We start from the raw sequence: 10,402 nt of genomic DNA on the forward strand, positions 1-10,402 counted from the left end.
AATAAATTCAAACCCTTGGCGAACGCTGTGGATTCCCGCTAGCATCCCCACTGCCATTTGCGCCAATAATAAGTTCAAGCCCGCAGCGCCCAACCATCGAGGCCAGCATGTACATCTATCGTTTGGTCCTGCTTCTGGTCGTGGGGATCTACCTGTTCTCCCCGGCCATCATGGACTGGTGGATCGAACCGACCGGAGCCTGGTACCGCCCCTACCTGCTCTGGCTGATCCTGATCGTCGTCACCTTCATCCTGCAGAGCCAAAGAGATGCCGATGAGCTTTAGCCTGACCCAGATGATCCTGATCAGCGCCGGGTACCTCATGGTGCTGTTCGGCGTGGCCTGGATCAGCGAGCGCGGGCTGATCCCGCGTTCGATCATTCGCCACCCACTCACCTACACCCTGTCGCTGGGCGTCTACGCCAGTGCCTGGGCCTTCTATGGCTCGGTTGGTCTGGCCTACCAGTACGGCTACGGCTTCCTTGCCTGTTACCTGGGGGTGTCTGGCGCATTCCTGCTGGCGCCGGTGCTGCTCTATCCGATCCTCAAGATCACCCGCACCTACCAGCTGTCATCCCTGGCCGACCTGCTGGCCTTCCGCTTCCGCAGTACCTGGGCCGGGGCCTTGACCACCATCATCATGCTGATTGGCGTGCTCCCGTTGCTGGCCCTGCAGATCCAGGCCGTGGCCGACTCGATCAGCATCCTTACCGGTGAACCGGTCAAGGCCCGGGTGGCCTTTGCCTTTTGCACGCTGATCATTCTGTTCACCATCTTCTTCGGCTCGCGGCACATCGCCACGCGCGAAAAGCATGAGGGGTTGGTTTTCGCCATCGCCTTCGAGTCGGTGATCAAGCTGCTGGCCTTGGGCGGCATCGGCCTGTATGCCTTGTATGGCGTATTCGGCGGCCCGCACGAGCTGGAAGTCTGGCTGTTGCAGAACCAGACCGCCCTCGCCGCCCTGCACACCCCCCTGCAGGAAGGCCCATGGCGCACCCTGCTGCTGGTGTTCTTCGCCTCGGCCATCGTCATGCCGCACATGTACCACATGGCCTTTACCGAAAACCTCAACCCGCGCTCGCTGGTCAGCGCCAGCTGGGGCCTGCCGCTGTTCCTGCTGCTGATGAGTCTTGCCGTGCCGCTGGTGCTGTGGGCCGGCCTGCGCCTGGGCGCCAGCACCAACCCCGAGTACTTCACCCTGGGCCTGGGCATCGCCGCCAACAACCAGGCATTGGCACTGCTGGCCTACATTGGCGGCCTGTCGGCAGCCAGCGGCCTGATCATCGTCACCACCCTGGCGCTGTCGGGCATGGCCCTGAACCACCTGGTGCTGCCGCTTTACCAGCCCCCGGCCGAAGGCAACATCTACCGTTGGCTGAAGTGGACCCGCCGTGCATTGATCGTCGCCATCATCACTGCCGGCTTCATGTTCTACCTGAGCCAGAACTACCACCAGAGCCTGGCCAACCTGGGTATCGTCGCGTTCGTCGCCACCTTGCAGTTCCTGCCTGGGGTGCTGTCGGTGCTCTATTGGCCAACCGCCAACCGCCGCGGTTTCATCGCCGGGCTGCTGGCCGGCACCCTGGTGTGGATGGTGACCATGCTGCTGCCGCTTCTCGGCAACTTGCAGGGCTTCTACATCCCGCTGCTGGACATGATCTATGTGCTGGACGACACCAGCTGGCACATGGCAGCCATCGCCTCGTTGGCGGCCAACGTGCTGCTGTTCACCCTGATCTCACTGTTCACCAACGCCAGCGCCGAAGAGGTCAGCGCGGCCGAAGCCTGTGCAGTGGATAACGTGCGCCGCCCGCAGCGCCGCGAGCTGCACGCCGCCTCGCCGCAGGAATTCGCCACCCAGCTGGCCAAGCCGCTGGGCGCCAAGGCCGCGCAAAAGGAAGTCGAGCAAGCACTGCGCGACCTCTACCTGCCGTTCGACGAACGCCGCCCCTATGCCCTGCGCCGCCTGCGCGACCGCATCGAAGCCAACTTGTCCGGCCTGATGGGGCCGAGCGTGGCCCAGGACATGGTCGAGACTTTCCTGCCGTACAAGTCCGGCAACGAAAACTACGTGACCGAAGACATCCACTTCATCGAAAGCCGCCTGGAAGACTACCACTCGCGCCTGACCGGGCTGGCCGCCGAACTCGATGCCTTGCGCCGCTACCATCGCCAGACCCTGCAGGAATTGCCCATGGGCGTCTGCTCACTGGCCAAGGACCAGGAAATCCTGATGTGGAACAAGGCCATGGAAGAGCTCACCGGCATCGCCGCCAAGCATGTGGTCGGCTCGCGCCTGGTCACCATCGACGAGCCTTGGCGCGGCCTGCTGCAAGGCTTCATCAACGTGCCCGACGAGCACCTGCACAAGCAGCGCCTGGCGCTGGACGGCCAGCCACGCTGGCTGAACCTGCACAAGGCAGCCATTGACGAGCCACTGGCACCCGGTAACAGCGGGCTGGTATTGCTGGTGGAGGACCTCACCGAAACCCAGGCACTGGAAGACAAGCTGGTGCACTCCGAACGCCTGGCCAGCATTGGCCGCCTGGCCGCAGGCGTGGCCCACGAGATCGGCAACCCTATCACCGGCATCGCCTGCCTGGCGCAAAACCTGCGCGAGGAACGCGAAGGCGATGGCGAAATCATCGAGTTGTCCAGCCAGATCCTGGACCAGACCAAGCGCGTATCGCGCATCGTCCAGTCGCTGATGAGCTTCGCCCATGCTGGCGGCAGCCACCAGAACAGCGAGGAACCGGTGTGCCTGGCCGAAGTGGCACAAGACGCCATCGGTCTGCTGGCGTTGAACCGGCGCAATTTCGAAGTACAGTTCTTCAACCTTTGCGACCCGGACCATTGGGCCGAAGGTGACCCGCAGCGCCTGGCCCAGGTGCTGATCAACCTGCTCTCCAACGCACGCGATGCCTCGCCGCCCGGTAGCGCCGTGCGCGTGCGCAGCGAGGTTAACGAGCACACCGTCGACCTGATCGTCGAAGACGAAGGCAGCGGGATTCCGAAGAACATCATGGACCGCCTGTTCGAACCCTTCTTCACCACCAAGGACCCGGGCGAAGGAACCGGACTGGGGCTCGCTCTGGTCTATTCCATCGTGGAAGAGCATTATGGGCAAATCACCATCGACAGCCCGGCCGATATCGAACGGCAACGTGGCACCCGGATCCGCGTGACCCTGCCCCGGCATGTCGTAGCGACGTCCCCTGAAATTCGAGACCGTCGAGAGAATTGAATCAATGCCGCACATTCTGATCGTCGAAGACGAAACCATCATCCGCTCGGCCCTGCGTCGCCTGCTTGAGCGGAACCAGTACCAGGTCAGCGAGGCCGGCTCGGTGCAGGAAGCCCAGGAACGCTTCAGCATTGCCACTTTCGACCTCATCGTCAGTGACCTGCGCCTGCCAGGCGCGCCCGGCACCGAGCTGATCAAGCTCGGCCAGGGCACCCCGGTGCTGATCATGACCAGTTACGCCAGCCTGCGCTCAGCGGTGGACTCGATGAAAATGGGCGCGGTGGACTACATTGCCAAGCCCTTCGACCATGACGAGATGCTGCAGGCCGTAGCGCGTATTCTGCGTGACCGGCAGAACGCCCCCGCTGCTGCACCGCCTGCCGAGCCACGCGCCAGCAATGGTAAGGCTACAGCGTCCGACAAAGGCAGCGCGGCAACGGCCAATGGCGAGATCGGCATCATCGGCTCGTGCCAGCCCATGCAGGACATGTACAGCAAGATCCGCAAAGTCGCGCCTACCGACTCCAATGTGCTGATCCAGGGTGAGTCCGGCACCGGTAAAGAGTTGGTGGCCCGCGCCCTGCACAATCTGTCTCGCCGGGCCAAGGCACCGATGATCTCGGTGAACTGCGCGGCCATCCCCGAAACGCTGATCGAATCCGAACTGTTCGGCCACGAAAAAGGCGCGTTCACCGGCGCCAGCGCCGGGCGCGCCGGCTTGGTGGAGGCCGCCGATGGCGGTACGCTGTTCCTCGATGAAATTGGCGAACTGCCGCTGGAAGCCCAGGCTCGCCTGCTGCGTGTGCTGCAGGAAGGCGAGATACGCCGGGTAGGTTCGGTGCAGTCGCAAAAGGTCGATGTGCGCCTGATCGCCGCGACCCACCGCGACCTGAAAAACCTGGCCAAGGCCGGCCAGTTCCGTGAAGACTTGTATTACCGACTGCACGTCATCGCCCTGAAGCTGCCGGCCCTGCGCGAGCGTGGCAGCGACGTCAACGAGATCGCCAGCGTCTTCCTCGCCCGCCAAAGCGCTCGTATCGGCCGCGACGACCTGCACTTCTCGGCCGAGGCCGAGCAAGCCATTCGTCACTACAGCTGGCCCGGTAACGTGCGTGAACTGGAAAATGCCGTGGAGCGCGCGGTGATTCTCAGCGAGAGCGCAGAAATTTCCGCCGAGCTGCTGGGCATCGACATCGAGCTGAGCGACCTGGAAGAGGACGACATCCTCGACAATGCCCTGGTGGTGGCCAACGCGGGCAATGCCAGCCACGAGCCGACCGAAGACCTGTCGCTGGAAGACTACTTCCAGCACTTCGTGCTTGAGCACCAGGACCACATGACCGAGACCGAACTGGCACGCAAGCTCGGCGTCAGCCGCAAGTGCCTGTGGGAACGCCGCCAACGCCTGGGCATACCACGGCGCAAGAGCAACGCTACCAGCGAATAACCGACCTGCGCACCGTACGCGGTAGCCTATGCGGCGTCGGTGAGACCGAGCGCCGCCCGCGCGGCGCTTCGCGGCTAAAGCCGCGCCTACATTTGTTTCGGGCCAGTCCCTCCTGTGCCACACGCGCGCGACCGCCTTGTTGTACGACGCAATCTCGAGCCATGCGCCAAGGCGTTCGCGCTCAAATCCCACAGAAAAAATTAGCCCGAACACATGTAGGCGCGGCTTTAGCCGCGAAGCGCCGCGCGGGCGGCGCTCGGCCTCACAGGCGCTGAACGTGTCACGGCGAACACCCCAGGTAACACCTCACCTCCCGTAAAAATCTGTTACCCAAGCTTTCCGCCGTAACAGTCCCCGAGGCGTACGGTAACGAAATTGCGACATTTTCGACCTGCCAAAAATTGCAGAACCCGCCCAACCCCTTGAATTTACTGAGTTTTGAAAAGTTGGCACGGCACCTGCTATATGTTTGGTACAAGAACAATAACAAGCACTGCAACTCAGAATAAGAACAAGACGAAACGGCTCACGCACAATAAAAACAAGATGGCGGAGGCGCAGCTAACTGATTCTTTTGGAGAGGATGCGTGTTTGGGGCTTGCCCCACAACCAGGCAGAGAACAACAAAAACTGCACTAAAAGCAGCGCCTGAACTGGTTGGATCGACAGATCAACGTGTCATCAGCGGCCAAAGCAATCCGTTTGCTCTTTACCCCCGGTTTGGGGGTCGTCCACAAGCTTCGAGATTTGTGGACAGGGCACTCAACAAAAACAAGAAGCCCAGCAAAAAAACAATAAGAGCACGCAACGACTTCTTGGGGAGCTTAGGCTCCCCTTGTCGTTTCTACCCTTCTGGCAGGCATCCTGCTACCCGCCTACACCATTCCCCGAGTAAATGCTAGAATCCCCGCCCATCATGCGGCCATTCTCCTATTCTTGGCCGAACATTCCTTCACACAGTGCATCCCATGCTGAAGAAGCTGTTCCAGTCTTTCCGCCCGCCCGTACCGGGCCCGCACCACAGGCGCACCACGCCCGAGGTGATCAACAAGAGCCAGCACTCGCTGCAGCGCCACCAGTTCAGCCGTCATGCGGTGAACATCGTGGAGCGCCTGCAAAGCGCCGGCTACCAGGCTTACCTGGTCGGTGGCTGTGTCCGCGACCTGATGCTGGGCATCACGCCGAAGGACTTCGACGTCGCCACCAGCGCCACCCCCGAACAGGTCCGTGCCGAGTTCCGCAACGCCCGCATCATTGGTCGTCGCTTCAAATTGGTCCATGTGCATTTCGGCCGTGAGATCATTGAAGTCGCCACCTTCCGCGCCCACCACTCCGAGGACGACCAGGGTGATGCCCACCGTTCGTCGCATAACGCCAGTGGCCGCATTCTGCGAGACAACGTGTACGGCACCCTGGAAGAGGACGCGCAACGCCGCGACTTCACCATCAACGCCCTGTACTACGATCCGGTCAGCGAGCGCATTCTCGATTACGCCAACGGTGTGCACGACGTGCGCAATCGCCTGCTGCGGCTGATCGGGGACCCGACCCACCGCTACCAGGAAGACCCGGTGCGCATGCTGCGCGCGGTGCGCTTTGCTGCCAAGCTCGACTTTGGCATCGAAAAGCACACCTACCTGCCAATTCGCGGCCTGGCCCCGATGCTGCGCGAAATTCCACCCGCGCGCCTGTTCGAGGAATGCCTCAAGCTGTTCCTCAGCGGCCAAGGTGCCATCGCCTTCGAAATGCTGGTTGACCTGGAGTTGTTCGAACCGCTGTTCCCGGCCAGTGCCCACGCGCTGGATGAGCGGCCGACCTACACCCACACGCTGATCAGCCAGGCACTGAACAACACCGACCTGCGCGTGAAGCAGGGCAAGCCGGTGACGCCAGCCTTCCTGTTTGCTGCTCTGCTCTGGCCAGCTCTGCCGGCCCGTGTGCTGCACCTGCAGAACCAGGGCGTGCCGCCGATCCCGGCCATGAACGGTGCAGCCCACGACCTGATCGCCGAGCAGTGCGCGCGCATTGCCATCCCCAAGCGTTTCACCCTGCCGATCCGCGAGATCTGGGACATGCAGGAGCGCCTGCCGCGCCGCAGTGGCAAGCGCGCCGACATGCTGCTGGACAACCCGCGTTTCCGCGCCGGTTACGACTTCCTGCTGCTGCGTGAAAGCGCCGGGGAAGAAACCGACGACCTGGGCCAGTGGTGGACCGATTACCAGGAGGCAAACGACAGCGAGCGCCGCGAGATGATCCGCGAGCTTGGTAGCCGTGACGACAGTGCCGGCCCGCGCAAGCGCAAGCGCAGCGGCAGCAAACGCAAGCGCAGTGGCGACGAGGCGTTCGAGTGACCATTCGCGCCTACGTAGGTCTGGGCAGCAACCTGGACGCACCTGCCGAGCAGTTGCGTAGCGCCTTGCAGGCGCTGGACCAGGTCGAAGCCACGCGCCTGGTAGCCGCCTCGGCCCTGTACACCAGTGATTCGCTGCTGCCCGGCCAACCGCGCTACACCAACGCTGTCGCCGCCCTGGACACCACCCTGGCGCCACTGGCATTGCTCGATGCGTTGCAGGCCATCGAAAACGACCAGGGCCGCGTGCGCAAGGAACGCTGGGGCCCACGTACGCTGGACCTGGACATCTTGCTGTTCGGTGACCAGGTGCTCGACCAGCCACGCCTGAAAGTGCCGCATTACCACATGCATGCCCGCCCCTTCGTGCTGTATCCGTTGGCCGAGCTGGTACCGGGCGATTTCCGCCTGGCCGATGGTCGTGCCCTCGCGCAACTGCTCGACGAATGCCCATTCGTCGGCCTGGAACGCCTGTAGACCGGGCGTTCCAGCCTGCATTACCACCTCGGTAACGCCAGTAACACCCTGATCGTAACAATGCGGTAACAGGGTGATTGACTTCCCCCACCTCGCTCACGACTATAGGCGTCCCGTGTGGCACCAAAGTGCCGCATACCCGTATTTAGGCCCGGACGGACCTGTGCCCGAACATCACGCGCGATGATGTGCCGCTCCGGAAGATGACTACACGCGTTGAATGCAGTCGTTTTTTACAGCGCCTGAACGAGGAATTTCCTACATGCCTGAAGTAACCCTTACCACCCTTAACGGCCTCAAGGCCAAGGGTGAAAAAATCACCATGCTGACCTGCTACGACGCGACCTTCGCCAAGGCCGCCAGCCAGGCCGGCGTTGAAGTGTTGCTGGTGGGCGACTCGCTGGGGATGGTCCTGCAGGGCCACGACAGCACCTTGCCGGTCACCACGGCGGAGATGGCCTACCACACCGCCAGCGTCAAACGCGGCAACGACGGCGCGCTGATCCTCACCGACCTGCCGTTCATGGCCCACGCCACGCCGGAGCAGGCCTTTGCCAACAGCGCCACACTGATGCAGGCCGGCGCCCACATGGTGAAGATCGAAGGCGCAGCCTGGCTGGCCGAAACCATCCGCTTGCTGGCCGAGCGTGGTGTGCCGGTGTGCGCGCACATGGGCCTGACCCCGCAAACCGTCAACGTGCTGGGCGGCTACAAAGTGCAGGGCCGCCAGGAGGCCCAGGCCCGGCAGATGCGCGCCGACGCCATTGCCCTGGAACAGGCCGGTGCGGCAATGCTGCTGCTCGAGTGCGTACCCAGCGAGCTGGCAGCGGAAATCACCAATGCCGTTGGCATCCCGGTAATCGGCATTGGCGCCGGCAGCGCCACCGATGGCCAGGTACTGGTACTGCACGACATGCTCGGCCTGTCGCTGAGCGGCCGGGTACCGAAGTTCGTGAAGAACTTCATGCAGGGCCAACCGGATATCCATAGCGCCCTCGTCGCTTACGTTGAGGCGGTCAAGCAAGTCAGTTTCCCAGGCAGCGAACACGGGTTCAGTGCATGAATACAGTCAAGACCGTCCGCGAACTGCGCGCGGCAGTGGCCCGCGCGCGCGGTGAGGGCAAACGCATCGGTTTCGTGCCGACCATGGGCAACCTGCACAGCGGCCATGCAGCCTTGGTGACCAAGGCTGCCCAGCGCGCCGACTTCGTGGTCGCCAGTATCTTCGTCAACCCGCTGCAGTTCGGCGCCAACGAAGACCTCGACAAATACCCACGCACCCTGGCAGCCGACCAGGAGCGCCTGGTGCAGGCCGGCTGCAACCTGCTGTTCGCGCCCACCGTGGAAGAGATGTACCCCGACGGCATGAGCGTGCAGACACGCGTCAGCGTGCCGCAGCTTTCCGAAGGCCTGTGCGGCGCCAGCCGGCCTGGGCATTTCGAGGGCGTGGCCACCGTGGTCAACAAGCTGTTCAACATGGTCCAGCCAGACCTTGCCGTGTTCGGCGAGAAGGACTATCAGCAGTTGGCGGTGATCCGCGCCATGGTGCGCGACCTGAACATGCCGATCCAGATCATCGGCGAACCCACCGTGCGTGCCGAAGACGGCTTGGCGCTGTCGTCGCGCAATGGCTACCTCACGCCAGAGCAGCTTACTGTTGCGCCAGCGCTGTACCGCACACTGCAGCACATTGCAGCGGGCATCGGTCATGGCCAGCGGGATTTTGCCGCGCTGGTCGCTGAAGGCCAGGCGCAACTGAGCGCAGCGGGTTTCCGCCCGGATTACCTGGAGGTACGCCATGCCGTAAGCTTGCGCCCGGCAGTGATCGATGATCGAGACCTGGTGGTGATTGCGGCGGCTTACCTGGGTAACACACGCTTGATCGACAACCTCTACCTGCATGTGGAAGAGAAGACCGCATAACGGTCTTGGGCTGCCTTGCAGCCCATTCGCGGGCAAGCCCGCTCCTGCACGTTTACCTGTAGGGGCGGGCTTGCTTGCAATGCCCCACCAAAATCCCCCTGCCATACCCATTCCCAGCACGTGGCCTTTGCCTATAATGGTGCCAGCCTGAACCCGGCAACGACTGCCGTGTCCAAGCCCTCACCACGCACCAAGGGAACCCCGCGCAATGGCGTATTACCGTACACCCCACGATGTGACGGCCCTGCCCGCCTGGCAGGCGCTTCAGAAACACCGCGACGCCATGCAAAGCTTCAGCATGCGCGAAGCCTTCGCCGCCGATGCCAAGCGCTTCGACCAGTTTTCCCTTAGCGCTTGCGGCCTGTTCCTCGACTACTCAAAAAACCTGATCACCGAGCAAAGCCGCGAGCTGCTGGTCAGCCTGGCCAATGAAGTGGGCCTGCAAGACGCCATCAAGTCGATGTTCAGCGGTGAGATCATCAACGCCTCCGAAGGCCGCCCGGTGCTTCACACCGCCTTGCGCCGGCCCGTAGGTGACAAACTCAGCGTCAACGGCGTGAACGTCATGCCGGAAGTGCACAAGGTGCTCAACCAGATTACCGAACTGGTTGGCCGCATTCACGATGGCCTGTGGCGCGGCTACAGCGAAAAGCCGATCACCGACGTGGTCAACATTGGCATCGGCGGTTCGTTCCTCGGCCCCGAGCTGGTGTCCGAAGCGCTGCTACCCTACGCCCAGCGCGGCGTGCGCTGCCACTACCTGGCCAATATCGACGGCAGCGAGTTCCACGAGCTGTCGGCCAACCTGCGCGCCGAAACCACCCTGTTCATCGTCTCGTCGAAGTCGTTCAACACCCTCGAGACGCTGAAAAACGCCATGGCCGCGCGGACCTGGTACCTGGCCCAAGGCGGCTCGGAAGCCGAGCTGTACCGCCACTTCATTGCAGTGTCCAGCAACAAGG

Annotated in this window: 7 protein-coding genes and 1 pseudogene; all 8 read left to right on the plus strand. The window is 62.7% G+C overall.

Going from position 1 to position 10,402, the window contains the following annotated elements; genetic code table 11:
* The first annotated feature begins 107 nt into the window (after nt 1–107).
* A complete protein-coding gene (locus ACK59Z_RS23200; RefSeq protein ID WP_003250005.1) occupies nt 108–284 on the plus strand; it encodes a hypothetical protein in 177 nt (58 codons plus the stop codon).
* Complete coding sequence (locus ACK59Z_RS23205) at nt 268–3,243, plus strand: sensor histidine kinase (RefSeq protein ID WP_017147961.1); 2,976 nt, start codon at nt 268–270, stop codon at nt 3,241–3,243. Before ACK59Z_RS23200 ends, ACK59Z_RS23205 begins: the two co-directional genes overlap by 17 nt.
* Before the next feature lie 4 nt (nt 3,244–3,247).
* The gene (locus ACK59Z_RS23210; protein ID WP_012053739.1) at nt 3,248–4,690 is read left to right on the plus strand and encodes a sigma-54 dependent transcriptional regulator; all 1,443 of its coding nucleotides are present in this window, start codon (nt 3,248–3,250) and stop codon (nt 4,688–4,690) included.
* Nucleotides 4,691–5,658: 968 nt separating this feature from the next.
* Nucleotides 5,659–7,041 (plus strand): polynucleotide adenylyltransferase PcnB, encoded by a 1,383-nt coding sequence (locus ACK59Z_RS23215; RefSeq protein ID WP_003249997.1) that lies wholly within the window; start codon nt 5,659–5,661, stop codon nt 7,039–7,041.
* Nucleotides 7,038–7,517 carry a 2-amino-4-hydroxy-6-hydroxymethyldihydropteridine diphosphokinase gene (gene folK / locus ACK59Z_RS23220; protein WP_003249995.1) on the plus strand — a complete coding sequence of 160 codons (480 nt, stop codon included), beginning with the start codon at nt 7,038–7,040 and terminating at the stop codon, nt 7,515–7,517. The genes ACK59Z_RS23215 and folK overlap by 4 nt, the downstream gene beginning before the upstream one ends.
* Before the next feature lie 262 nt (nt 7,518–7,779).
* A complete protein-coding gene (gene panB / locus ACK59Z_RS23225; protein ID WP_003249992.1) occupies nt 7,780–8,580 on the plus strand; it encodes a 3-methyl-2-oxobutanoate hydroxymethyltransferase in 801 nt (266 codons plus the stop codon).
* Nucleotides 8,577–9,440 (plus strand): pantoate--beta-alanine ligase, encoded by an 864-nt coding sequence (panC, locus tag ACK59Z_RS23230; RefSeq protein WP_047603399.1) that lies wholly within the window; start codon nt 8,577–8,579, stop codon nt 9,438–9,440. The genes panB and panC overlap by 4 nt, the downstream gene beginning before the upstream one ends.
* Before the next feature lie 208 nt (nt 9,441–9,648).
* Nucleotides 9,649–10,402: pseudogene (locus ACK59Z_RS23235) on the plus strand (glucose-6-phosphate isomerase); the annotation flags it as partial.

The organism is Pseudomonas sp. KCJK9058 (genome assembly GCF_046230975.1).
GTDB lineage: Bacteria > Pseudomonadota > Gammaproteobacteria > Pseudomonadales > Pseudomonadaceae > Aquipseudomonas > Aquipseudomonas alloputida.

Bases quoted from the DNA above. Each gene is read 5' to 3' on its own strand.
- ACK59Z_RS23205 (WP_017147961.1), top strand. From the start codon at position 268: ATGCCGATGAGCTTTAGCCTGACCCAGATGATCCTGATCAGCGCCGGG.
- ACK59Z_RS23215 (WP_003249997.1), top strand. From the start codon at position 5,659: ATGCTGAAGAAGCTGTTCCAGTCTTTCCGCCCGCCCGTACCGGGCCCG.
- panC (WP_047603399.1), top strand. From the start codon at position 8,577: ATGAATACAGTCAAGACCGTCCGCGAACTGCGCGCGGCAGTGGCCCGC.
- ACK59Z_RS23210 (WP_012053739.1), top strand. From the start codon at position 3,248: ATGCCGCACATTCTGATCGTCGAAGACGAAACCATCATCCGCTCGGCC.
- ACK59Z_RS23200 (WP_003250005.1), top strand. From the start codon at position 108: ATGTACATCTATCGTTTGGTCCTGCTTCTGGTCGTGGGGATCTACCTG.
- panB (WP_003249992.1), top strand. From the start codon at position 7,780: ATGCCTGAAGTAACCCTTACCACCCTTAACGGCCTCAAGGCCAAGGGT.